This window comes from Haloarcula amylolytica JCM 13557 (genome assembly GCF_000336615.1).
Classification (GTDB): Archaea; Halobacteriota; Halobacteria; order Halobacteriales; family Haloarculaceae; genus Haloarcula; species Haloarcula amylolytica.
Genome location: NZ_AOLW01000007.1, coordinates 112102 through 134635, shown reverse-complemented (window position 1 = coordinate 134635; position 22534 = coordinate 112102). Strand labels below are relative to the sequence as shown.

The window sequence follows — 22534 nt, the reverse complement described above, 5'->3', positions numbered from 1 at the left end:
GCCAGTGCAAGATACAAGGCGCATCTCTTGCAAGGGAGGACCGGCCAGTTGATCTTGTTTTGAGAAAGTCTGGCTTATAGATGTCCTGAGAAAAGCATTATTATATGAGAAAATAAAGTAAGTCTATGACAATAAGTACCGATCAAATCAACGAACTCCACGAGTTGACTGAGTATGAACGATGGTCACTAACCGGTTTAGCAGAATTATCGGGTAATATAAAACTGGAAAAATACACGGTTGAAACCCTTGCTGAGAGACCCATCGACCGGGAGATCACATCGGATGGACAAAGAATTGGATATCTTCGAGCAAGTGCTTCAATTGGCGGTAGAGGAGTGGATCAAGTAATTAGTGATATTACCCCGCTAATTTTCGCAAGTAGCTACAAATGTCTTGACCTCTTTGTTGAATGGTTGTTAGAAATCAACGGAAAAAACCCAGCAGGTTCCAACGATAAGTGGACTTTCGAAAATAAAGTAGATGAAATAACTTCGTTCGATTTAAATGACAATCCAAATATTCCTTCTATCTTCGAGTCAAATCCGCGAATGTTTAGAGGTATATCAAACATTTATACAGAGCTTAAAGAGTATCGGCATTCTATCATACATGATATGAATTTTGAAGTTAACGACTCTAAACTTATTATAAATAATGATGATGATGACTCATACATGTTTGGAGGCGAGGAACTATTTTCATTTGCAGGTGTTGCTTCCGTCTCTATTGATACGATAATCACGGATACATATGATTATGTGACTGTGAGGCAGTTAGCGACGATGTTAGACAACCTATCTTACGTTCATAGTCTTCCCAATTTTGGCCTAACGGATTATGAGTCCCCGATAATTCGTGTTCGTATGGAACCGATTGAGATAGATCCATATAGATGGGAACCGACTGTGGATCAAATTAATAACTTCCCCCCTGTAGACGAGGGTACTGGAGCCTTTTGGCTAAATCTGGTTGGTCTGGACAACGAAAATATCATAAACGAATGGATAATCCCAGGTGACAGATTGACGGAATCGTTAGAAAGTGGGTTTGACGTGTCTTCTGGTGATTTTCAGGAATATATGATTTGACCGTATGATCTGTCTATTAACGTGTTAATCATCCTTTCTGCCGCTTGTTTTGTTGGACTCACTCTCTATATCTTGCACGACAACTGGTGACAATATCACTAACTCGATGGTTGTTTCACTGAATTCGGTAAGAGCCCTCGTCGGATGACCGGTGCCCAACCGAGATGGTGAATTAGTACTCAATGACGCATCCCCAGAGTCAGTCGTGGTCGTCAGACCCGATAAACTGGCGAACAGTTACTCTGTGATACACGAGCGTTGTGTGGTATCGAGATTGCGTCGTTGGCCGAGGAGACTCTCGACCAATTGAAGAGCGCGAGCGGTGTCGATCTGGCAGAGTACAAGTTTGTCCAGATCGGACCGCCCACGAGACCGAGTCAACACCGGAGTCTCGGGGAGTTTCGGGATTCAAAAACTTCCACAGAAACCGGGCGAAGCAGCAGCAGTGTCCGTTAGCAAAATGTTTAGTCGGGAGAGATCTTAGCATATAAACGACCGAATGCACATCTCTGCTATCGATCTGTTCTGCGGCGCTGGCGGGCTCACTAACGGACTGGAGCGTGCCGGTATCTCTGTGGAAGCGGGTATCGATATCGATCCTGACTGTGAGTATCCGTACGAGCAGAACAACGACGCCAAGTTCCTTCTCGAAGACATCGGCGAACTCGCCCGAGACGAACCAGAGCGTGTAGCGGAGTACTTCGATACTGAAGCCGACGCGACTCTCCTCGCAGGCTGTGCACCGTGCCAACCGTTCTCTCCACTGACCCACGGTTCTGACAGCTCTGAGCACTCGAAGTATGGTATGTTGGAAGCGTTTCTGGAACTGGTCAAAGAGATTGATCCAGACTTCGTGGTTATGGAGAACGTCTTCGAAGTCCGTCACGCTGATGTCTACGACGAATTTATCGAAGATCTTGACGAGCTCGGTTACAACCTGAATCCGGAAAGTGACAGACGAGTCTACTGTCCAGAGTACGATATACCACAGACCAGACGCCGGTGGGTGGTGCTCGCGTCGAAGGGGGGATGTGTGGACCTCGGCGCACCACTGAATCCCAACCCCAAGAGTTACCCGACCGTCGAAGATCGAATAGGTCATCTTGAGCCATTGAAGGCAGGTGAGACGTCTGAAAGTGACCCACTCCACTCAGCTCGAGAGCTCTCCGAGACGAACCTGAAACGGATCCGGAACTCCGAGCCAGGAGGGAGTTGGCGAGACTGGCCTGAAGAACTGATACTTGAGTGCCACAAGAAGGTGAGTGGACAGAGTTACGAATCGGTATATGGTCGGATGGTCGCAGACGAACCAGCGCCGACGATAACGACACAATTCTACAATCTCGGGAGTGGACGGTTCGGCCACTACGACACCGATCAAGACCGGGCGCTCTCGCTTCGAGAGGGTGCGATGCTACAGACCTTCCCCGAGGACTACTCCTTCGCCGAAGATCCTAAAGAAGTCGGAATCACGAAGATCGGGCGTCTGATCGGGAACGCCGTACCACCGAAACTAGGAGAGGTCATCGGTGACCGAGTGAGAGAGTTCCTTACGGGGATAGACAAGCAAGCGATGATAAGCGACTATTAGCCCGTGAGTACCGAGACCACGGGAACTACGGTAAGGAGTACGACTGGGGCAACAACTGAGACGGAAGAGATGAGCCCACGTCCAGATGAGCGGGTCAAGGAGTCAGGCTGTTCAGACAGTCTTAGTTCGTATTTTCGACGTAGTTTCGGATTTTCCCGAGCTGGTCACGGATCTGGTCTTTCGAGCGTGACTCAAGTTGGGTCGTCGAGAGTGAATTGTTGAACCGCTTGGCGATACTCGTGATATTCTTTCCGCTCTCGTCCCAGAGTTCTTCGGCGAACGCGATCGCAGCTGGTCGGTATCGCCGGAACGAACTGTCGAGTACGTAGTTCACCAAGCGCTGTTTGTTGAACAGCCGGTGGGTCGCGAGATAGTGATCTTCCTCCTCGTCGTAAGTGAGGTGGGCACCCCACCAGAGACGAGCCAGGTGATTGGAGTAGAGGTCCTTCTGAGTTCCGAGAAACTTCTCTTGGAGATCGTCGTCTTGGCTCCATCGAGACGTGATGAAGTCAGGGTACCGGAGGAGGGTCAAGTAGTGCCACATCCCAGGAACCGCTGCAACTCTCGGTGGCACGTCGATACACTGGTGGACTATCGGGGCGAGGTTTGAGTCCATCGCAGTCCGTTGTCTCCGTCTACCGAGGTCGAAGACGGTCATCGAAGCTTCAATCGCCTCGTCCAGTCGATCGTAGTCGATGGTCGCCTCGTCTACTTCGAGAGTGCGGAGGTGGTTCTCGAGTTCGTCCGCAGGCGGTTCGGAATCCTCCTCTGCTGGGAAGCTATCGTGGGACTTCACGAGGTCTTGGCCCGAGTCGGCCAGTACGTGGATCGTCGTCATGGTGAGTGCTCCTGGATGAAGTAGTCAAGATCTTCGGCGTACCCTTGATAGAGTTGTACGGCTTCACAGAGGTCGGTTATCAGTTCACGGAGCTTCGATGGATCCGATATTCTATCCCCGAGTTCCGAGACGACAGCCTCGTAGTCGGCGTTCTCGTCGAAGAGATGTGTACCGAGTTCAGATTCGGATATCTCTTCGACTACGCCTTCCTGCCAGTCGAACTCCGGCTCACCTGCTTCGGCGATCGTCGTCCCGGTGAGTACCACGAGCTGGATCCAGAGTGAGACGCCGAAGTCGGCCTTCAGGAGGCGTTTCATATTCGGTCGGAACCCGTACGTGTTACCGCTCTGGAGGACGTCAACGACGTTTTCGTTCTGGTCGTTGATCATCATCTTCGGGTTCGGGGTCTTACTGAACGAGTGGACCAGATCTTCCGAGGGCATACCGTCTTGTGAGAAGTCACGGTACACGAATGGAAACCCATCGGAATCTTTCGTGGGATGATCCACGACTACGGTCCAGCTCTCACCACCTGCCACACGCATCCCGTCATTCGGTGCGTAAGGGAGTCCTTTCCGACACGGTTCCGTCCTGACTAACCGCGGTGTCATGACCACGTCTCCACGTAGGAGCGATCTATCTAACGTGAGCTCTACGTCGTAACTCCCCTCTGAGACAGGTGGATCTGCGACGTTCTTTTCGAAACGGAGCTGCGTCTCTTCGGCATCAACGATCACGATCAGTTCGGCCGGGAAAGGTGGTCCCTCGTCGTCGGGGAAGACACGCTCAACAGAATTACCAATCGTCACGTCCCCCTCTAGCGTGACTTCTGACCAGTCTCCGTAATCGTACAGAGGGATCGTCCTATCGTCATAATCCGGACTCCCGGCGTCACCACCATCGAATGAGAAGCCGTTGATCCCGAACTGGAGGCATCCGTCTGCGTAGTGGTAGGGCATCGACTCGTCGCGTGACTTCGAACTACGAGTGTTCGCGGGCATCAGGAATCGTCCTCCGTCTCGATCTCGGCCGAGACGTCCAACCGCGCTTCGGTGATCGCTCCGATTTCGAACGCTTCTCTGACGTCTCCGATACCGTCTACGACCTTCTCGGAGCTACCTTCGAACTCAATCTCGTGGATGGACTCATCAACGTCTAGTGTGACAGAGTCGCCATTTTGAACGATACCTACGCCTGGCGAGAGCGGCTTCACAGATTGGACCGGTATGGAGTCCGAAGACGACTCATCGACGTCCAAACGATCGATGGTGATCGTGACACTCCACGGACCGTGATCTTCGTCGATCGGCCCGCCTTTACCGTAGAACATCCAATTTCCGTCGTCGAACCACGTCCCTGGTTCCTCTTCCCAGTCCATCACGGGGCCGCCGCCTTTGCTCTCGTCGTCGTTCGTCCGTCCACCCATTATTGGCGCGACATCATCCATGTCTGGCACCCCATCGCCCGATTCGACGTCTTCCTGAACCACTTCTGCCAGCGCCCGCTCGAGTCGTTCTCCTTCCAGCGCTGCGATCTCTTTCACTATGGTACCGCGATAGTGCTTCTTAAGGTAGTCGTTCTTGCTGCCCTGCCAGTCGTCGTGCTGGGTCGGTTCGGAGCGCTTAAGGAACTTCTCGACCGCCCGCTGCTCTGGCGTAGGCGTGTCTCCGTTCGGTGACTGTGCTTCTCCACATACGAGGACTGCTACGAAATCGTCGCCTCTATCAGCGACGCTGCTCTTGTCCACGTAGTCTACGATCATCTGTGCACCCCTGAGTCTCGCGACCCGGTTCCGGCTCAGATCGCGATCGTCGCTCTCGTCGAATTCTTCAGTATCAGTCGGGTTCAGCTGCCGGATGAGAAGATCGACGGTCGTCTCGTACTCTGGGTCGGGAGCGTCCAACACTCCTTCGTTCTCTTCTGGGACAGTGATATCGACGGTCGTCTTGGCAACAGATCCTGGGCCTTCCAACTCGTCAGTTTCAACCTCAAACAACTGGGAGTAACACTCGACGAACGGGCGTACACCTGGAGCGTCGTTCCAGTTCGCGACTTCCTCGTCCCCGTCCGGCGTACGGACTCGAACGTCCAGATCACCTCGAGAGATGGCCGGCCAGAAGTGTTTCACAGCGGCGTGACGGAACTGTTCAGACAGGTCTTCGGGTTCGGGATGCATGTCTTCGCCCGGGATCCGAAACCCGACGACTCCTATACTTGTACCGGTCTCGTTGCTCGGTCGATCTACCTGTAAGGTATCCGCCAGCTCCGAGACTGCGTTGCCCCCGTCCCAGAGAGAAGGGGGCCGGCCCAGACGGTCAATCTCTGAGTCGTCGGCGTATCCGAACCAGCCGTGGTTAGTGTAGGTCCGATTTGCATCTTCATGGTCGTGTGCCGGGAGGATGCTCCGACCGATCAACCGCGGCGGTTCTTCATCCGCGCTGATCGTTTCGCGTGGACCGGAATTGAAGATCACCGTCGAGATACTTGAGAACGCCCACAACACGGTCTTACCGACCCCGTGACTCCCGCCGGAACTGGAGTCTAATTTCTCCGAACCCCCGAAGTCTTTCACGAGTGCACCGTACGGTTGGGAGCTGTCGTCTTCTTCTCCGACCAAACCTGTCGTGTTCTCGTCGTGGACGGTGAGTACAAGCAATTCATCACCTTCGAAACTATCGACGAAACGTCGGAGGCCTGGATCTCTGGCTTGCTCGTTTTCGATAGCACGTTCAACGTGCCACTCTAGGTTCGCTGGTGGGTCCGCCTGTCCTGTCCATTGGAGTGCTTCAAGGTATTCATCAAGATCGTCTCCAGTAAGACGATTGAATTCGAACGTTACTTTGACTGGATCGTCGTTCGGCAAGCCTTGGTCGTTCGCGTTCTGGAGAACCTCCCGAACGAACGTCTCTAGCTCGCTGTCTAACGCTTTCTCTGTCGGCATCGAATGATAGTCGGTTAACCCCGATGCTTGATCTGGAAACTTCCACGTTACATCAGTCATATTTAAATATAGTTAGTGGAGTATCGATGGCAGGCATTCGGAACATATACTCCACAGATGGACAACACGTTATTAAACGTTGGTTATCGGAATATATCTGAGATACAGGAGATGCCTCAACAGAAAACGGTCGGTTCCGGCCTAAGATGGTTCTTTCCCAGGCATATTTGCTACACACGCAATCGATGATGGATGATCTAGGAATCCTGTATCAGCCATCAGCGAAGGCGGGACGTCAGTGGCCCGCATCCATAGTATGGATGAACTCCAGAACCAGTCCACGGCTCTGGACCACAACGAAATCAGAAAATAGCCGATACAGGCACTGAATAGCGCGAAACCGTTAGCTCACAATCGTGCAAACTGTGGATGGGCCCTGCCGGATTTGAACCAGCGCTCAATCGGTTATGAGCCGATCGCTTTAACCAGACTAAGCTAAGGGCCCTCAGAATGGTGTTGATGAGTCCGCATCTTTAGCCTGTCGGGTTGGAGTGGTGGGGTTTCAGAGATGCAAGCGAGACAGGACAGAAAGACCATGCATCGCTTTGTGTGCATCGGTTCAGCGGCCGAAAGCCGACGCTACAGCGACGGACTCGCAGCGCTCGTCGAGTTAGGAGTGAAAGAACGACGCCACCGCCAGGGCTCGAACCTGGGACAACCTGGGTAACAACCAGGTGCTCTACCAACTGAGCTACGGCGGCGCGAACGCATCCAATCATTGCCAGAGTTGGTAATTAGGGCTTTCGTTTCCAGTCGGCATCGACACGCTTTCACGCACTTGTGCGCAAGCGGCGGTATGAGCGATGAGTTCGACGCCGTCGTCGAGGAGATGCGAGCACGGGCCTCGCCAACCGACGACGAGCGAGCGCAGTTACAGCGGGTCGCCGACGCGGTGATGGCCGACGCCGAGGCGGCCGTCGCCGACCTGCCGGTCGCTGCGGAGGTAGTGCAAGTCGGATCGACGGCCCGTGGAACGTGGACCGCCGGCGACCGAGACGTGGACGTGTTCGTCTGCTTTCCGCCGTCTATCGACCGTGAAGAGCTGGAGGAGTACGGGCTGACGGTCGGACACGAAGTCCTCCCCGATGGGCGTGAGGAGTACGCCGAACACCCCTACGTCGTCGGCAAGCGCGAGGGGTACGCCGTGGATCTGGTGCCCTGCTACGCGGTCGAGGACGCCACCGAGATCCAGTCCGCGGTCGACCGGACGCCGTTTCACACCAGATATCTGCAGGATCGACTGGACGACGACAGCGCGGGCGAGGTTCGGGTGGCAAAACAGTTCCTGAAAGGCACCGGCGTCTACGGGAGCGACCTCCGAACACGCGGGTTCTCGGGCTATCTGACGGAGCTGCTGGTACTCGAGTACGGCGGCTTCCGGGCGTTCGCCGAGGCAGTCGCGGACTGGCACCCGCCGGTTCGGCTGGACCCCGAGGACCACGGGAGCGAGACGTTCGACGACCCGCTGGTCGTCATCGACCCGACAGACCCGGAGCGCAACGTCGCGGCGGTGCTGTCCGAAACGAACGTCGCCAGGCTCCAGCACTACGCACGGGACCTCCTCGCCGAGCCGCGAGCGTCGCTGTTCACCGAGGACCACCCTGAGCCGCTCGTAGCGGCAGATGTCGAAGACGCTGTGTCACGGCGGGAAACAACGCCGGTGGCGCTTCGCTTCGTCGCTCCGGACGTGGTCGACGACCAGCTCTGGCCGCAACTCCGGAAATCCCTCGATGGGCTCCGCAGCGAACTCGACCGACGAGGGTTCGAGGTCCTGCGGTCGGCCGCATTCGTCGAGGACGGCAGCGGAGACGACGGGGGCCGAGCCGTCGACAGTGCAAGAGCTACCGCCGGCGGCGACAGCGGATCACCAGCACAGCGGGACGCCGTCCTGCTGCTCGAATTTGCCGTCGCCGAGCGGCCGGCCGTCGAGCGCCACGAAGGGCCGCCGGTCCACGTCCGCGAGCACGCGATCGGGTTCTTCGAGAAGTACGACGACGACCCCGAGGTGGCCGGCCCCTTCATCGACGGCGACCGCTACGTCGTCGAGCGGCCACGCGCGATCACCACAGCTACCGGGTTCCTGTCGAGTGATGCTGTCTTCGACGTGGGGCTGGGGCCGCGGATCGAGTCGGCACTGGAGGGCGGCTACGAGGTACTGGTCGACACAGAGATTGCAGCGCTTGCCGACGGTTTCGGCGTCGATCTGGCGGACTACTTCGAGCCGAAGCCCTGATCGGCGAGGTCATCGAGAACGTCGCGGGCATCGTCGCTGACGTCGTCGTCCGGCTCCATCGGCTGGTAGCCATCGAAGACTTCGTGAACGGTCGTAACCGAGTCTGAGAGGGTATCAAGTCCGTATCCGCCTTCGAGGATGATTCCCAGTGCAGCGTCACAGGCGTCTGTGAGCGAGCGCATGCGATCCGTCATTGCGCCGTACCCTTCCGTCGAGACGCGCATCCGTGAGATCGGGTCGTGCTCGTGCGCGTCGAAGCCAGCGCTGATGAGCAACAGATCGGGGTCGTAGTCCTCGATGGCCGGCGCGATGCACTCGTCGATCGCGGCGAGGTAGTCGGCGGTGTCAGCGCCGGGCTTGTACTTCACGTTGAGGTTCGTGCCGTCGGCGTCGCCCGTGCCGGTCTCCGCGACGTCGCCGGTACCGGGGTAGAGGCCGTCTTCGTGTATCGAGGCGTAGAACACGTCGGAACGGTCGTAGAAGATGTCCTGTGTACCGTTCCCGTGGTGGACGTCCCAGTCGAAGATAGCGACGCGCTCGGCGTCGGCTTCGAGAGCCGCCTGTGCTGCGACGGCCGCGTTGTTGATGAAACAGAAGCCCATGGCGTCGTCGCCCACAGCGTGATGGCCGGGCGGTCGGCCCAGAGAGAACGGTGTGTTGCGGCCGGAGTTGCCGTCAAGCGCGGCTTCCGCCGCCCAGACAGCGAGGCCTGCCGACGCGAGCGCGGCGTCCCACGTCTCCTCGACCGCGACGGTGTCGGCGTCCCAGTTCCCGCCGCCGTCGTCACAGAACTCGCGGAATTCCTCGATGTAGTCGGCGTCGTGGACCTTGCGCACGAGGTCGATGTCGGCGTCGTCGGCGGTGACGTACTCGACACCGTGGTTCTCCTTGAGCGCGCGCCGTATCGCTCGAAGTCTGTCGGGACTCTCCGGATGTCGCGGCCCGGTGTCGTGATCCAGACAGACCTCGCGGTAGCCGAAGTTCATTCAGTAGTACTGGGCGAGTTCGAAGTACGTTTCGACGTCAGCTGCCTTGATAGTCCGGCGGTCAGCGTGACGCGCCAACGTGGCGGCCGCGGCGGCCGTGTCGTCGGCGTACGTTTCGAGGAGCGACGCGAGGGCGACGCGGGCGTCCATTGCGACGCGGTAGTCGTCGTCGATGTCGAGCCGTGCGATGCGGTCGACCGGCGCGACGGGGAGTTCGAGGCCGTCCTTCTCCGGGACCTGCTCGATACCGAAATCGGCCGGCATCAGCGTCTTTCGGCCGTCCGTGGTGGCCTCGGTGGCTGCTGTGACGGCAAGCGAAGCGCCGTGGTCCTGTATTCGACGAGCCAGTTCCTCCGCAGCGTCGGCACTCACCCGGAGCCCGTCCGCGTTCCGCCGAATGACCGCATCCACCGGTGCGAACGGTAGCTCGACACTCATACCCAAACCCGGGAGTGTTGCGGTCTTAAGAGTTTCCGTAGCGTCGCTCGGCGACTCAGAACACGTCCTCAGCGTGGAGTCGGTCGTCGCGGAGTTCGCCACGGACCGTCATCTCCTGCCCTAACTGCACGCGCTCGCCGGTTTCGACGCTCATCGTCTGCTCGCCGTCGTCGAGCACGACAGGGTCGCCGGTCTGGACGACGGTACCGGTGAACTCCACCTGCTTGCCGGCGCTCTTTGCGCCACCGTCCGGCGACGTGTCGCCGGTACCAGCACTGACTGCGGCCGCCCCGTCGCCGCTGTTGTCGGTATCAGCGTCGTCTGCACCGTCTCCGAAGGAGGACAGGCCAGCGTGTTCGGCGTCGGTCGTCTCGGCGCTGGCTCCCCCGCCTGCGCCACCAGTCGCCAGGTCCGCGCCGTCGTCGAGCACGACAATCGTGGAGTTCCAGCTCGCCGAGGCCTCCTTGTCGTCCTGCCAGCCGTCCTGGATTTCGACATCCGCCGCGAGCACTTCGTCGCCCGGCGCGATATCCTTGTCCGCCTTGTCGCCCCACAGTGCCACGCGGATGTCGCCCGTCGCGTCCTGGATGCGGACGTTCCGGACCTGCCCCTCGCTGCCGTCGTCGCGGTCGAACGTCCGCTTGGGGTCGGCCGAGCGGACGACGCCGGCGATGTCGACCGTCTCTTCGAGTTCGACCTCGGCGATGGGGTCGGCGTCGGGCTCGAAGGCCACGTCGTCTTCCACTTCGTCGACGGCCCCCTGGTCGCCGACGTGGAGTTCCAGCGAGCCGTCCCGCTCACGGACGTAGCCGTCGATTATTTCGACGGCCGCGCCCGCGTCGAGTTCCTCGGCGCGGTCGGCTCGGTCGTCCCACAGCGTCACCCGGATGCGCCCCGTCTCGTCGCCGAGTGTGAGATTCGAGACGCGGCCCTCGCTGCCGTCGTCCCGGTCGAACGTCCGGATCGTATCGGTGTCGAGGACGAGCCCGCGCAGCGTCACGTCGGACTGACCCATCGTCAGCGCGTCGATTGACGAGCCAGCGCCCGGCTCCACGTCGATTGTCGCGTCCTCGTCCGGCTCCGCCTTGTCGACGGACACCTCCAGCCCGTTGTAGCCGTCCTTCGGCCGACCCTTGACCCGGAGCACGTCGCCGACCTCCAGTTTCCCCTCGTCGATATCGACGGCCTGGCCGTCCCAGAAAGCGAGCCTGAGGCTGCCGCTCTCGTCGGCCGCCTCGACGTTGATGACCCGGCCGTCCTCGTCCTCCTCGTCGCGTTCGAAGGTCTTCAGGTCGCCGACGGCCATCACTTTGGCGAGGAACTTCACCTCGTCCATCCCGGGTTCGATATCGGCGATGGCGTTGACCTCGTTCTCGTTGAGCTCGTGGGCCAACAGCATCGCGGCCGTCTCCTCGTCGGCGAGCCCGCCCATCTGCTCGACCTTCTCCTCGACGGCCTCGCGGAACTCCTCCTCGGGGACGTCCGTCTCTAAGTCCTCGTAAATGTCCTCTATCGCACCCATCTATCTATGGGACGCTGGGCTGGGGCGCGCTTAAGCGTTGTCGTTGGGCGAGCGAACGGCCGCTGTCGGTCGATTTCGGTGGTCTCCCGTCCATTACTCGAAGGTGGTCACGGGATGGGATATAAACCCTCGTCCGCGGGTCCGACAGCGGGCACTGTTATGCCACCGTGTTGAGAGGGTCGTGGGCAGCCGTTAGCGTGTCGCTGTTGTCACAGGGCTCTGGCCGTCGCCGGTGTCGTGCGACACAGACACCGTACCGGGGAGCCCGTTCTCAAACGTCGCCGTCGCCCGGTAGTTGATTTCCATAATGGCCTGCGTACACACATCGCCAGCGTCCGGTTTATCTTTCGTCCCAACACTGATGTGCAGTTCATCGACACTCGAATCGTACGTAACGTCTGTTAGGTCGGCCGTTTTGCACCCGTCAGATCCCCAGATAGTGCCTTCGACGACGACTTGATCGCCGTCGAAAGCCACCGTTGCCGAACTCGTCTGTGACCCGGACTGTCGCTGGGTGACGCTGAATGTTGTCTCGTTCACACTCGGGGTTTCACTCGCACCCTCTGTGGATGTTTCCCCGCTACCGGGCGCCCCACCAAAGCAGCCAGCGAGCGCTATTGAACAACCGAGACCACCGTATCGTAGGAGTTGTCGCCGCTTCATATTCGCCCGAATGTAGTCCAGTTGAAAGATACTCCCGGTCGCTCAAACCAGCGTTGTAGCGAAGTGTGCCTACTCGTCGCGTGACGGCACGCGAACCGTCACCCTTTTTAGGTGCACCACCCTCTCTGGAAATGAGTCCGGATAGGGTAGTGGACTATCCTCTTGGCTTGCGGAGCCAGGGACCGGAGTTCAAATCTCCGTCCGGACGTTCACTCCGTTCACGACTGGACGTGCTCCACGCTCGCGATGCTCGTGTGGAACTCCGTCCGAACGGTTCTACCGACGCAAACCGCCGAGCGACGGTAATACGGTCTCGCTGTCGAAACTTTGCACAGACGCCGATGTGGTTTTCCGACCGCGAATCCAACGCACCGTGTGCGCGACCATCTCCGTGCCGGCATCGCAGTGTACAACGAAGGTCGCTACCACGCCGCTCACGACGCGTGGGAGGCGTACTGGCTAGACCTCGACGAAGGTGACGACGAGCGGTTTCTGCACGGTCTCATCCAGTTCACCGCGGTCGTCCACCACGCTAGCGAGGAGAACTGGTCGGGCGCGCGGGGACTGGCCGAGAGCGCGACGGAGTACCTCGACGGCCTACCCGACCCGTACCGCGAGGTGGCGCTAGACAGGGTCCGGTCGTTCCTCGCGGCGACGGCGGCGGACCCGCACCACGCAGCGGCAGACCCGCCATCGATGATCCACGATGGCGAAGCGATTGGCTACGATGCGCTTGCTTTCGACGCGACTGCCATCGCTGCCGAGGTACTGGCGGAGGCTGGCCGGTACGACGAGGAAGTCATCGACGACGCTGTTGACCGCGCGCGAGATGAACTCGACGGCGACGGCGGCTCGCAGTTCGTCGGAATGTTGTTCTCGTTCGTGCGCGAGCGCGACCAGCGCCCCGTCGTCTACCAGCGGCTCCGGGACCACGTCGAACTGGAACAGCAGAAAGACGACGACGTGCGGGGGCTGTTCGAGTAGCTCGGGCCGCTTGACTGGCTGGTTACCCATTTAATCAACACAACGGATTTTCCGGAAATCCGCACCGACTATGCCCGTGGCGGCCCAACCGACAGACGACCGAATGAGCGACTCGATTGAACGTCCGAGTCCCGCAGACGCGGAGAGAGAGGCCGCCCCGGAGAGTGCTGTTCTCGACCGAATCAGGGGCTGTGTCGAGGACGTGAGTCTGGCGTTCGACCGGTGGGACGACGCTCACGTACGGGGGCCGGGGCTGTACGTCGTCATCGAGCGCGACCCGACGACGGCGTTTTCCGACCCGATGGGGTCGAACCGGTGGCCGGTCGAGGACTGCCCGAGCGTGTTCGACCAGTCCGGGGCGCTGTTCGAGGCGGCCCAGTCGGTTGCGGTTGCGTGTGACGGCGCAGTTGTCGTCCGCAGTGACGGCACAGTCAGACCATCGATGGTTCGGCTCACGCAGTTGACTGAAGCGGAGGCGGAAACTGTCGACCAGCTTCCGTATGCTGACTGGATGGGGACACGACACATGAGTGCGCTGGAGACCTCCACTCGGGACGCCGTGTTTGCAGTGGTGACGCTGAGCGAGGAGAACGGGCGGGTCACTGTCTTTCGAGACGGGACCTACGAGGACCGGCAGCACGACGTCCTCGGCGAGAAGTGGTAGCGGTCCGTGGTGTGCCCGCCACGGCTCCGGTTCGGCGACGGGCTTCGATACGGGCGTTTTTGCTGGGTTCGTGTCCCAACCCACGCACTTATGTCAACACTCCGAATAGATGGAGACATGAAGTCCCGCCTTATCCGTGCGTGGAGTCGTGCCAAGAACGCTGCCGCTTTCGCTGCCGTCGGTGCTGGAATCGGTGGGCTGTTCAGTAAAAGTGCTGCGAGTAGTGGTGCCGCGCTCGGCGCACTCGTCGGCGCCACGATCGGCGAGAAGCGAGCGAGCGTCGGCCCCATCTCGGAGAAGATAACAGACGAAGCGAGTGGGATCGTTTCTTCGGACGAATAGAACCGGACTGGTGTCCGACAGAGCGACTGGACGATTCGAACCAGCCTGTTGCTCGGAGACGCTACCGTATCGGCGCAGGCGGCAAAAGCTCACTGACGCCGGTAACGGCGCTACGGTTCCGGTTCGGCGACGCGTTCTTCGCCGTCGAAGTGCGCGGAGTTGTCCTGTGGGTCGTAGCCAAGTACCTCTTTCGCGCGCTCGATGGAGTAGTACTTGCGGTCGTTGTCGGAGATCCCGTAGACGATTTCGTACTCGTAGTCGGCCTGGAGCGCGCAGTCGTGGATGTGAGCACAGTCCCGGTAGGAGAGCCACATCGCCTGCCCGCGCTCGTAGTCTATCGGCGGGTGGCCCCGCGTGAGGTTGCCGATACGGATGTTGCAGACGGAGAGCCCGTACTGGTCGTGGTAGTAGCGGCCCAGCACCTCGCCGGTGGCTTTCGAGACGCCGTAGAGGTTGCCGGGGCGGGGAAGTTCCGTCCCGTCGAGGCGGTACTGGTCGTCCGGGCGGTACATCTCGGGCGTGCGCTCGTCCGTTTCGAAGGAGCCGACGGCGTGGTTCGAGGACGCGAAGACGAACTTCTCGACGCCCTCGTCGACAGCGGCCTCGTACATCTTCTGGGTGCCGTCGATGTTGTTTTCGAGGACGGAGTCCCAGGGGGCTTCGGGCCGGGGGTCGCCGGCCAGGTGGATGACGGCGCTGACGCCGTCCATCGCCGCGGCCACGTCGCCCTCGCTGGACACGTCCCCGACGAGGTACTCGTGGTCGGGCTCCTCGGCGGGTGGGCTGTGGAACATGAGTTTCCACTCGTAGGCGTCCTCGAGGCCTTCGAGGATGGCCGCCCCGACAGCGCCGCCAGCGCCGGTGAGCAGAACCGGGTCGTCCATTCGTATGAGACGATACGTCGCACGCAATAGGTAGCTTGCGGTTCGCTTTTGTGTCGCCCAGCCGGACCGAGCATATGGAACCCACAGCTCCGCAGGAGGCGTGTTTCGAAGCGGGCGTCAAGTTCGGGTCGTTGTATCACCAGTTCGCCGGCACCCCGATCAGCCCGGCCAGCGCCGACTCGCTCGCGGCGGCGATGGAGGAAGCCATCGAGAACCAGCCGTTCTGTGAGGCGGTCACCGTCAGCGTCCGAACAGAGGCGCTGGAAGACGCTATCGCCGAGGGCGGGGCGGACTACACCGAACTTACTGGGCGGTTCATCGACGTCGAGATGCGCATCGAATACGAGGGCGTCACGGTCGAGACAAGCATGGCGATGGAGGACGGCTACCCGCTGATGCAGGTCGACGCAGTGCAGGAGTGAATGACCAGACGGGAGCCTGAATCACTGACACAGGCCCGAAAATTTTACCAGAGCGGGCTGTGAGACTTCCGATATGGCCCTCCACGCAGTCGACGATATCGACGACGCAATCGACGCGACGAAGTCGTTTCTATTCCCGTTCGAGAAGGGAACGTGGCTCCGAATGGCGTTCGTCGTGTTCTTCATCGGTGGCGGTGGTGTCGGACTGAACAACGTCCAGTCGTTCAGCAACTTCGGTGATTTCGGCGGGAACGGCGGTCCCAGCGGCCCGGGAAGCGAGTTTCAACTGGCCGCGCCGCTTGAAACTGTGATGTCCGTGCCCGGGAACCTCGCCTTGCAAGTCTCCGAGCCCGGCGTCCCGTCCGGCGCACCGGACGAACTACTCGCCGGGGCTGGGCTCCTTGTGCTCGCCGTCATCGGCCTGTTCATCCTGCTGGCATTCGCGTACGGCATCCTGAGTAACTTCATGGAGTTCGTGTTGACCCAGGCGCTCATCGACCGCGAGATACACGTCCGCCGGTACTTCAGCGAGCACGTCGGGAACGGAATACGGCTGTTCCTGTTTCGGCTTGTCCTCGGGGTTATCTGGCTCGGGATCGCGCTCGTGATCGGTGCAGCAGTGTTCTTCCTCGCGCTCGGTGGCGAAGCCGCAAACGTCGGTATGTCGAGCGCCCTCGCGCTATCGGGACTGTTCATCGCCGTATTCGCGGTACTCGCGATAAGCTACGGTATCGTCTTCGGCTTTACCACGGTGTTTGTCGTCCCGCTGATGACGGCGGACGATGACGGCGTCCTCTCCGGTTGGTCGCGGCTCTGGGGGTCGATGAAACGCCACCCCAAGCAGTACCTCGCCTACCTGTTTTTCTCCATCGTCCTCCAGATCGGTGTCGGTATCGTCAGCGCGATTCTCGGCATCATCGCATTTATCGTCGTTCTGATCCCGTTCGGGCTCGTTGCGTTTGCGCTGTATCTCGCGCTCCAGAATTCCGTCGGCGTGGTCCTGGCCGGGGTTGTCGGGCTGCTGGGGCTGCTGGTCCTGCTCGTTATCGGTGCGCTCATACAGGTCCCGCTAACGACGTTCCTGCGGTACTACGCGATGCTCGTGCTGGGTGACATCGACGCAGACATGGACCCGATTCCCGAGGTGCGCTCGGCCATCCGGGCTGAGTAGCCACAACCGCTTTTCGGTTTCAGGAATTACCGACCGGTCACGTCCTGCGGTTTCACTTTCACTTTCAGGCGGGCTTTTAATCCCTCACCGCACCAACGTCTCCGTATGAGTCAGTCAAGTCTGGACGACGACGAACTGTTCGGCGAGGCGGCCAATGAAATGCGCACGGACGTCGAGGAGTCGCTCGCGAAGGCTCGCGACGCGCTCCCCGAGGCCGATTCGGTCTGGGACGTGGAGGCCGACAACACGCTCGGCGTTCTGAACTCCCTCAAAACGGCACTCGACGTGGGCGACGCCGAGGACCACCTCCGCGACGCGAAGAAGTGGTACACGATGGGCGAACGCGCCGACGCCTTCGAGGACGCCGATGACCTCGCCGAGGAAATCGAAACCATCGCCGACCTCATCGACGACGTCGACGACGCTCGCGAGCAGATCGGTGACCTCACCGCGACGATCCCACAGCTCCGAAGCACGCTCGAAGAGTTCGAGGGTGAAGACGGGGCGGACGCGGAGGCGGACGGCGACGCCGACGCGGAAGCCGAAGCCTGAGCGCAAGCTAACCACGTTCCGGCGAATGCACACCGCGTTCTCCGCCGGTCACCAGCGCATCGCTTGCGTCGTCCAGCGACTTTTGTCCCGCAAGTCCCGGTTTCGGTGTAGTTGACTACAGAAACAGGTCCGACCGGTGCCTGGCAACCGGTGTGACATTCTATCCAAAGCCGTATTTACGGCCGGTCGAGCACTTAAGTGTTCGTGGAGCAACAGTTCCGGCCACGCGATATGGACGACAGACTCACACGCCGAACGTTCGTCTGTGGCGTCTCGACTGCTGTAGCGACCGGTCTCGCGGGCTGTAGCGAGGAACAGTCGGGCGGCGGCGCGGGGACACCTATCCGGACAGACGGAACCGATAGCATGGCGACAGAGCCATCGAACGGCGGGGATACCGACACCACAGAAGCGGAGACCGGGGCGTATCGGAACGGCGTTGGACAGGACGCCAGCGTCTCCTTTTCAGTCCCGGATACTGGCGCGACCCTCACGAGCCCCTCGGTACAGTGGCAGGCCATCGCCGACGGCGTCTCCATCGAAGAAGCCGGGGAAGTGACCAGCGGGGCCGGGCACTACCACATCATCGTTGACGCCGACCCTGTAACGCCGGGCGAGACAATTCCGACGGACGACGCCCACATCCACTACAGGACCGGGCAGCGAGACGGCGTGCTGGAACTGGACCCCGGCGAGCACACGCTCCACCTCCAACTGGGGGACGGCGCACACACGGCGATGGCACTGACCGACAGCGTCAGCCTGACCGTCAGCGACGAGGCCAGCCTCAGTGTCGAGACGAGCGTCGACGGGAGCGTGGTTGACTGGGAAGCCACCGCCGAGAACTACACCATCGGCCCCACCAGCGACGGTATCACGTCGAATACGGGCCATCTGCACGCGATCGTCAACACCGATCCGGTGCCGACCGGCGAGGTCATCCCAAACGATGCGCGACACGTCCACTACGGCGACGGCTCGACGAGCGGGAGCCTCGACCTCGCCGAGCAACTGGGCGATGCATACGAGGCCGGCGAGCAGACCGTTCACTTCCAGGTCGCATCCGCGACACACCGTGCGACGACGCTCACCGCGTCGGAGACAGTAACGACGGAATAGCCCGCAGTTTCAGACGTTCCTCGGCCTCAGACGATAGAGTCCGGGCGCGTCGAGAAGTAGTTGAACACCGCGCCGAGTCCGATGCCGTAGACGACGTGGGCGACGAGCGTCAACACTGCGTACAGCACCAGCGTAAGTCCGGACTGGTCGGTGTAGAAGGCGAGCACGAATCCGGTCCACATCGCGCCGCCGAAGAACGCGCCGCTGACGGGATCGGACTGGCCCGGGAGGTACGCTTTCAGCGAAGCGAACAGTAGCGGCCACGGGAACATCCCGCCGCCGAGGAAGATGAAGAAGCCGAACAGTACCTCCGGGACGTAGCCGGTCAGGCCCACGAGCTCGGTGAGGATTGCGAAGTCGTCGAGACTGAACGCGCCCAGTGACTGGGCGATGAGGAAGACGACGGACATCATCGCTGTCCCGACCAGCCCGCCGGCAGCACCGACGACACCGTCGGCGAGAATCCCGGCGAGGCTATCGAACTCCTCGACCTCTGTGAGGCCGTCGTCGTTGATAGGCGGGTCCTCGACGCCGGGTGACGTGTCTTCCATGGTGTGTTGTAACATGGCAGTAGATAAAAAAGTTCCCGCACACGTTAGGCCAGCGAAGGACAGATGTCAGAAATCTGTCCGCAATACCTATTACAAGGTGGGAAGAATCATGAAGAAATGGCGGTATCCTTGATAACATACGCCACGGTTGTGTTCCCCTTGCACGGTGGCGACGTCAGGGCACCCAGTGCGGTGTTCGACCAGATCTTCGAGGTGTTCCTGCTGCTGGGAACGGCCGTCGGGGTGGTCGTCGTGGCGTACACGATGTACCACGCGCTCAAGTACCGCGACGACGGGGCCGGAACGGACCCGTACGCCGACAAGGTCGAACGGCCCGAAATGGGGGAGATGCCGACCGGCGGCGCGGGTGGCCGGAAGGTGTTCTACTCGTTCAGCATCAGCGCCATCATCGTCGTCTCGCTCATCGCCTGGACGTACTCGCAACTGCTGTACATCGAGCAGGGGCCCGATCTGGCTCAAGAGGAGGCGCTGGAAATTGACGTAGAGGGATACCGGTTCGGCTGGGACTTCGTGTACCCGAACGGGCACACGACCAACACGCTCTACGTGCCACAGGACCGGGTGGTCAGGTTACAGGTGACCGCGACGGACGTGTTCCACAACTTCGGGATACCGGAGTTGCGAGTCAAGACCGACGCCGTCCCAGGCCAGTACACGTCGGCCTGGTTCACAGCCAACGAGACGGGGACCTACGCCGCCAAGTGCTACGAGCTGTGTGGCAGCGGCCACTCGCTGATGACGACAGATGTGGTTGTGATGCCACAGGACGAGTACGAGGAGTGGTACGCGGAGACAAACGAGACAGATGCAGGCGGCAACGAGACGGCGACCGCTGCCGAAACGGACCAACGAATTACGGCTGAGGCGACCGCCCTCGGAGGTGCGCCCGCATGAGCCAGGAGCACGAACACGGCCTGCCGCCCAAATCATCAGTCAGCCGGTGGTTCCTCACGACCAACCACAAGGACATCGGCGTGCTGTATCTCATCACTGCGCTGTTCTTCCTGGTCTTCGGCGGCGTCCTCGCCCTGCTGTTTCGCCTGGAACTGATCTCGTCAGGCGCTGACCTGCTGGGGTCGATGGGGTACAACCAGGCGGTGTCGACCCACGGACTGCTGATGGTGTTCTGGTTCATCTCTCCGTTTGCCTTCGGCTTCGCGAACTACATCGTCCCGCTGCAGATCGGCGCTGACGACCTCGCCTTCCCGCGGTTGAACGCCCTGTCGTACTGGCTGTACCTGTTCTCGGGCATCCTGATGGGCGTCTCCTTCTTCCAGGGGACTACCTTCGCGGGCGGGTGGACGATGTACGCCCCGCTGAACACGCCGGCGTACATCCCCGGCGAGGGCCTGGGCGCGACATCGGTCGTGCTGGCGCTCATCATGTTCACCGCCGCGGTGACGCTGGGGTCGGTGAACTTCCTGACGACGATGTACCGCATGCGTGCCGAAGGCCTTCGGATGCGAGATATCCCCATCTTCTCGCTGTCGATCAACCTCACCGTCTGGATGATGCTGTTCGCCTTCGCGGCGCTGCTGGCGGCGCTGATGATACTCGCCTCCGACCACATCCTCGGGACGACCTACTTCCAGTACTCCATCGACGGGACGACGATGGCGACCGACGCGGACAACCCGGGTGCGTCGCTGCTCTGGGCGCACCTGTTCTGGTTCTTCGGCCATCCGGAGGTGTACATCGTCTTCTTCCCCGCGCTGGGCGTGATGGCCGAGTGCTTCCAGACCTTTACCGGCCGCCGGCTGGTCGGCCGCAAGTGGTTCATCATCTCGATGGTGCTGGTGGCGCTCCAGAGCTTCGTCGTCTGGATGCACCACATGTTCCTGACCGGCATCAACCTCCCAATCAAGACCATCTTCATGGCGACGACCATCGGCATCTCGCTGCCCTTCGACCTGATGGTGTTCTCGCTCATCTACACGATGGCAAAGGGCCGGGTCCGGTTCACCACGCCGTTCCTCTTCTCGCTCGGCGCGCTCATCCTGTTCATCATCGGCGGCATCACCGGCGTCTTCCTCGGCGCAATCGTGCTTGACTACCAGTTCCGCGGGACCTACTGGGTCGTCGCCCACTTCCACTACGTGATGGTCGCGGGCGCGACAGCCCTCTTTGGCGGCCTCTACTACTGGTATCCCAAGATAACGGGGAAGATGTACAACGAGACGCTGGGGAAGATACAGTTCGGCGTCTACTTCCTCGGGTTCAATCTGCTGTACTTCCCGATGTTCATCGCCTGGGAGACGCCGCGACGCGTGTTCGTCTACCCCGACGGCCTGCAGATCTGGCACTCGATGGCCACCGCCGGCGGGTTCATCCTCGGCGCGAGCTTCCTCATCATGTTCTATAACCTCTTCATGAGCCTCTGGCGCGGCGAAGACGTCGGGCCGAACCCCTGGGAGTACGCCACCTCCGCCGAATGGGCCGTCTCCTCGCCGCCGCCGCTGGAGAACTTCCCCGGCGTCCCGAGCTACGCCACCGGCAAGCTGGAGTTCCTCGACGACGAGACGGTCACGGAGCGGACCGAGCGCGCGCCCGGAGCCGCGGCCCACGGCCACGCGGCGACCGACGGCGGGACCGCGACGGACGGCGGCGCGGTGACAGCGAGGGCCGCGGCGACGGCCACCGCGATGGAGCCGGCCCACGAGACCGCTGGCGAGGAACACGCCAGCCACGCCAGTTTCTGGCCGTTCCTCGTCAGCCTCGGCGGGTTCATCGCCTTCCTCGGGCTGTCGGGCGTGCGGACGGGGAGCGTGTTCTACCTGTCGCTGGCGGCCGTCGGCGGGGTTGCGACGTTCGGGTCGCTCGTCGGGATGACCCGCGAGCCGTTCCACGCGCCGGAGATGGCCATCGCCGAGCGGTGGCCCTTCGAGCGCGTCGAGAAGATGAAACTCGGGATGTGGACGTTCCTCGCCAGCGACATCGTCCTGTTCGGTGCCTTCATCGGCTCCTACGCCTTCGTCCGGGTCGCCTACGGCTGGACGGCCTGGCACCACGACCTCATCCCGGCCGAACATGTGACGATGCCCGGTCTCATCAACACGTACCTGTTGCTCACGTCAAGTTTCCTCGTCGTGCTGGCGATGGTCGCCGCCGAGCGCGAGAGCAAGCGCGGGACCGTCGCCGCGCTGGTCGGGACGTTCGCGCTCGGGGTCGGCTTCCTCATCAACAAGGGACTGGAGTGGCAGCACCTGTTCCACATCAGCACGGAGGCGTTCCCGAACGGCTGGGGCCTCTCGACGAACATCGCGTCGTCGACGTTCTACCTGACGACGGGGCTCCACGGCGCCCACGTCACCATCGGGCTCATCATCTGTGCGTACATGACCATCAGGGCCTGGAACGGGGCCTACCAGGGCGACGACAGGGCCATCGAGTACTTCGGCCTGTACTGGCACTTCGTCGACATCGTCTGGCTGTTCCTGTTCCCGCTCTTCTACATCCTCTAG

General features: G+C 60.6%; 21 protein-coding genes and 3 tRNA genes. 13 read left to right on the top strand and 11 right to left on the bottom strand.

Annotation, left to right across the window (positions count from 1 at the left end):
* Positions 1 to 125: 125 nt before the first annotated feature.
* Together C442_RS21415 and C442_RS02910 are read left to right on the top strand one after the other, a co-directional pair.
* Positions 126 to 1091 carry a hypothetical protein gene (locus tag C442_RS21415; RefSeq protein ID WP_152418425.1) on the top strand — a complete coding sequence of 322 codons (966 nt, stop codon included), beginning with the start codon at positions 126 to 128 and terminating at the stop codon, positions 1089 to 1091.
* A gap of 499 nt (positions 1092 to 1590) precedes the next feature.
* The gene (locus tag C442_RS02910) at positions 1591 to 2682 is read left to right on the top strand and encodes a DNA cytosine methyltransferase (protein ID WP_008307679.1); all 1092 of its coding nucleotides are present in this window, start codon (positions 1591 to 1593) and stop codon (positions 2680 to 2682) included.
* Positions 2683 to 2803: 121 nt separating this feature from the next.
* Here C442_RS02910 and C442_RS02905 read toward each other — a convergent pair whose 3' ends face one another.
* The 5 genes from C442_RS02905 to C442_RS02885 form a co-directional block, all read right to left on the bottom strand.
* Complete coding sequence (locus tag C442_RS02905; protein ID WP_008307678.1) at positions 2804 to 3520, bottom strand: DUF6339 family protein; 717 nt, start codon at positions 3518 to 3520, stop codon at positions 2804 to 2806.
* On the bottom strand, positions 3517 to 4521 hold the full coding sequence (locus C442_RS02900) for a hypothetical protein (protein WP_008307677.1): 1005 nt from the start codon (positions 4519 to 4521) through the stop codon (positions 3517 to 3519). The genes C442_RS02905 and C442_RS02900 overlap by 4 nt, the downstream gene beginning before the upstream one ends.
* Complete coding sequence (locus C442_RS02895) at positions 4521 to 6521, bottom strand: hypothetical protein (RefSeq protein WP_152418424.1); 2001 nt, start codon at positions 6519 to 6521, stop codon at positions 4521 to 4523. Before C442_RS02895 ends, C442_RS02900 begins: the two co-directional genes overlap by 1 nt.
* Positions 6522 to 6891: 370 nt before the next feature.
* Positions 6892 to 6966: transfer RNA gene (locus C442_RS02890), tRNA-Ile, on the bottom strand.
* A gap of 183 nt (positions 6967 to 7149) precedes the next feature.
* Positions 7150 to 7222: transfer RNA gene (locus tag C442_RS02885), tRNA-Asn, on the bottom strand.
* 95 nt (positions 7223 to 7317) lie between these two features.
* Between C442_RS02885 and cca the strand changes: the two genes are divergently transcribed.
* Positions 7318 to 8754 (top strand): CCA tRNA nucleotidyltransferase, encoded by a 1437-nt coding sequence (gene cca, locus C442_RS02880; protein ID WP_008307675.1) that lies wholly within the window; start codon positions 7318 to 7320, stop codon positions 8752 to 8754.
* On the opposite strand, the gene C442_RS02875 is transcribed toward cca, so the two are convergent.
* The 4 genes from C442_RS02875 to C442_RS02860 form a co-directional block, all read right to left on the bottom strand.
* Positions 8733 to 9740, bottom strand: coding sequence for a histone deacetylase family protein (locus C442_RS02875; protein WP_008307674.1), 1008 nt, complete (start codon positions 9738 to 9740; stop codon positions 8733 to 8735). The genes cca and C442_RS02875 overlap by 22 nt on opposite strands.
* Positions 9741 to 10178 carry a histone gene (locus C442_RS02870; protein ID WP_004515366.1) on the bottom strand — a complete coding sequence of 146 codons (438 nt, stop codon included), beginning with the start codon at positions 10176 to 10178 and terminating at the stop codon, positions 9741 to 9743.
* Between the two features lie 55 nt (positions 10179 to 10233).
* A complete protein-coding gene (locus C442_RS02865; protein WP_008307672.1) occupies positions 10234 to 11700 on the bottom strand; it encodes a single-stranded DNA binding protein in 1467 nt (488 codons plus the stop codon).
* A gap of 192 nt (positions 11701 to 11892) precedes the next feature.
* Positions 11893 to 12240 (bottom strand): hypothetical protein, encoded by a 348-nt coding sequence (locus C442_RS02860; RefSeq protein WP_008307671.1) that lies wholly within the window; start codon positions 12238 to 12240, stop codon positions 11893 to 11895.
* Between the two features lie 258 nt (positions 12241 to 12498).
* Here C442_RS02860 and C442_RS02855 point away from each other — a divergent pair.
* From C442_RS02855 to C442_RS02840, 4 genes are all read left to right on the top strand, one after another.
* A tRNA-Arg gene (locus tag C442_RS02855) sits at positions 12499 to 12571 on the top strand.
* A gap of 167 nt (positions 12572 to 12738) precedes the next feature.
* Positions 12739 to 13347: a DUF309 domain-containing protein gene (locus C442_RS02850; protein ID WP_008307670.1), complete on the top strand. Its 609-nt coding sequence runs from the start codon at positions 12739 to 12741 to the stop codon at positions 13345 to 13347.
* A 103-nt stretch (positions 13348 to 13450) separates the two neighbouring features.
* Positions 13451 to 14011 carry a diadenylate cyclase gene (locus C442_RS02845; protein WP_008307669.1) on the top strand — a complete coding sequence of 187 codons (561 nt, stop codon included), beginning with the start codon at positions 13451 to 13453 and terminating at the stop codon, positions 14009 to 14011.
* A gap of 117 nt (positions 14012 to 14128) precedes the next feature.
* Positions 14129 to 14353, top strand: coding sequence for a hypothetical protein (locus tag C442_RS02840; RefSeq protein ID WP_008307668.1), 225 nt, complete (start codon positions 14129 to 14131; stop codon positions 14351 to 14353).
* 110 nt (positions 14354 to 14463) lie between these two features.
* On the opposite strand, the gene azf is transcribed toward C442_RS02840, so the two are convergent.
* Entirely contained in the window at positions 14464 to 15237 is a 774-nt protein-coding gene (gene azf / locus C442_RS02835; RefSeq protein ID WP_008307667.1) for an NAD-dependent glucose-6-phosphate dehydrogenase Azf, read from the bottom strand.
* 74 nt (positions 15238 to 15311) lie between these two features.
* Between azf and C442_RS02830 the strand changes: the two genes are divergently transcribed.
* The 4 genes from C442_RS02830 (at position 15312) to C442_RS02815 (ending at position 18501) form a co-directional block, all read left to right on the top strand.
* Positions 15312 to 15659 (top strand): dihydroneopterin aldolase family protein, encoded by a 348-nt coding sequence (locus C442_RS02830; protein WP_008307666.1) that lies wholly within the window; start codon positions 15312 to 15314, stop codon positions 15657 to 15659.
* 73 nt (positions 15660 to 15732) lie between these two features.
* A complete protein-coding gene (locus C442_RS02825) occupies positions 15733 to 16830 on the top strand; it encodes a DUF7544 domain-containing protein (RefSeq protein ID WP_008307665.1) in 1098 nt (365 codons plus the stop codon).
* A gap of 105 nt (positions 16831 to 16935) precedes the next feature.
* Positions 16936 to 17382, top strand: coding sequence for a DUF5790 family protein (locus C442_RS02820; protein WP_008307664.1), 447 nt, complete (start codon positions 16936 to 16938; stop codon positions 17380 to 17382).
* Positions 17383 to 17613: 231 nt separating this feature from the next.
* Positions 17614 to 18501, top strand: a complete 888-nt coding sequence (locus C442_RS02815) for a DUF4399 domain-containing protein (protein ID WP_008307663.1) — start codon at positions 17614 to 17616, stop codon at positions 18499 to 18501.
* A gap of 26 nt (positions 18502 to 18527) precedes the next feature.
* On the opposite strand, the gene C442_RS02810 is transcribed toward C442_RS02815, so the two are convergent.
* A complete protein-coding gene (locus tag C442_RS02810; RefSeq protein ID WP_008307662.1) occupies positions 18528 to 19052 on the bottom strand; it encodes a DUF6789 family protein in 525 nt (174 codons plus the stop codon).
* A 117-nt stretch (positions 19053 to 19169) separates the two neighbouring features.
* Here C442_RS02810 and coxB point away from each other — a divergent pair, with 117 nt between their 5' ends.
* Together coxB and C442_RS02800 are read left to right on the top strand one after the other, a co-directional pair.
* Positions 19170 to 19967 (top strand): cytochrome c oxidase subunit II, encoded by a 798-nt coding sequence (gene coxB, locus C442_RS02805; RefSeq protein WP_049942781.1) that lies wholly within the window; start codon positions 19170 to 19172, stop codon positions 19965 to 19967.
* Positions 19964 to 22534 carry a cbb3-type cytochrome c oxidase subunit I gene (locus tag C442_RS02800; RefSeq protein WP_008307660.1) on the top strand — a complete coding sequence of 857 codons (2571 nt, stop codon included), beginning with the start codon at positions 19964 to 19966 and terminating at the stop codon, positions 22532 to 22534. The genes coxB and C442_RS02800 overlap by 4 nt, the downstream gene beginning before the upstream one ends.

Excerpts from the sequence above, each read along its gene's own strand:
- C442_RS02900 (WP_008307677.1), bottom strand. The coding sequence starts at position 4,521 with ATGCCCGCGAACACTCGTAGTTCGAAGTCACGCGACGAGTCGATGCCC.
- azf (WP_008307667.1), bottom strand. The coding sequence starts at position 15,237 with ATGGACGACCCGGTTCTGCTCACCGGCGCTGGCGGCGCTGTCGGGGCG.
- C442_RS02825 (WP_008307665.1), top strand. The coding sequence starts at position 15,733 with ATGGCCCTCCACGCAGTCGACGATATCGACGACGCAATCGACGCGACG.
- C442_RS02905 (WP_008307678.1), bottom strand. The coding sequence starts at position 3,520 with ATGACGACGATCCACGTACTGGCCGACTCGGGCCAAGACCTCGTGAAG.
- C442_RS02875 (WP_008307674.1), bottom strand. The coding sequence starts at position 9,740 with ATGAACTTCGGCTACCGCGAGGTCTGTCTGGATCACGACACCGGGCCG.
- cca (WP_008307675.1), top strand. The coding sequence starts at position 7,318 with ATGAGCGATGAGTTCGACGCCGTCGTCGAGGAGATGCGAGCACGGGCC.
- C442_RS02810 (WP_008307662.1), bottom strand. The coding sequence starts at position 19,052 with ATGGAAGACACGTCACCCGGCGTCGAGGACCCGCCTATCAACGACGAC.
- C442_RS02870 (WP_004515366.1), bottom strand. The coding sequence starts at position 10,178 with ATGAGTGTCGAGCTACCGTTCGCACCGGTGGATGCGGTCATTCGGCGG.
- coxB (WP_049942781.1), top strand. The coding sequence starts at position 19,170 with ATGGCGGTATCCTTGATAACATACGCCACGGTTGTGTTCCCCTTGCAC.
- C442_RS02830 (WP_008307666.1), top strand. The coding sequence starts at position 15,312 with ATGGAACCCACAGCTCCGCAGGAGGCGTGTTTCGAAGCGGGCGTCAAG.
- C442_RS02845 (WP_008307669.1), top strand. The coding sequence starts at position 13,451 with ATGAGCGACTCGATTGAACGTCCGAGTCCCGCAGACGCGGAGAGAGAG.
- C442_RS02895 (WP_152418424.1), bottom strand. The coding sequence starts at position 6,521 with ATGACTGATGTAACGTGGAAGTTTCCAGATCAAGCATCGGGGTTAACC.
- C442_RS02840 (WP_008307668.1), top strand. The coding sequence starts at position 14,129 with ATGAAGTCCCGCCTTATCCGTGCGTGGAGTCGTGCCAAGAACGCTGCC.
- C442_RS02820 (WP_008307664.1), top strand. The coding sequence starts at position 16,936 with ATGAGTCAGTCAAGTCTGGACGACGACGAACTGTTCGGCGAGGCGGCC.
- C442_RS02800 (WP_008307660.1), top strand. The coding sequence starts at position 19,964 with ATGAGCCAGGAGCACGAACACGGCCTGCCGCCCAAATCATCAGTCAGC.
- C442_RS21415 (WP_152418425.1), top strand. The coding sequence starts at position 126 with ATGACAATAAGTACCGATCAAATCAACGAACTCCACGAGTTGACTGAG.
- C442_RS02910 (WP_008307679.1), top strand. The coding sequence starts at position 1,591 with ATGCACATCTCTGCTATCGATCTGTTCTGCGGCGCTGGCGGGCTCACT.
- C442_RS02815 (WP_008307663.1), top strand. The coding sequence starts at position 17,614 with ATGGACGACAGACTCACACGCCGAACGTTCGTCTGTGGCGTCTCGACT.
- C442_RS02865 (WP_008307672.1), bottom strand. The coding sequence starts at position 11,700 with ATGGGTGCGATAGAGGACATTTACGAGGACTTAGAGACGGACGTCCCC.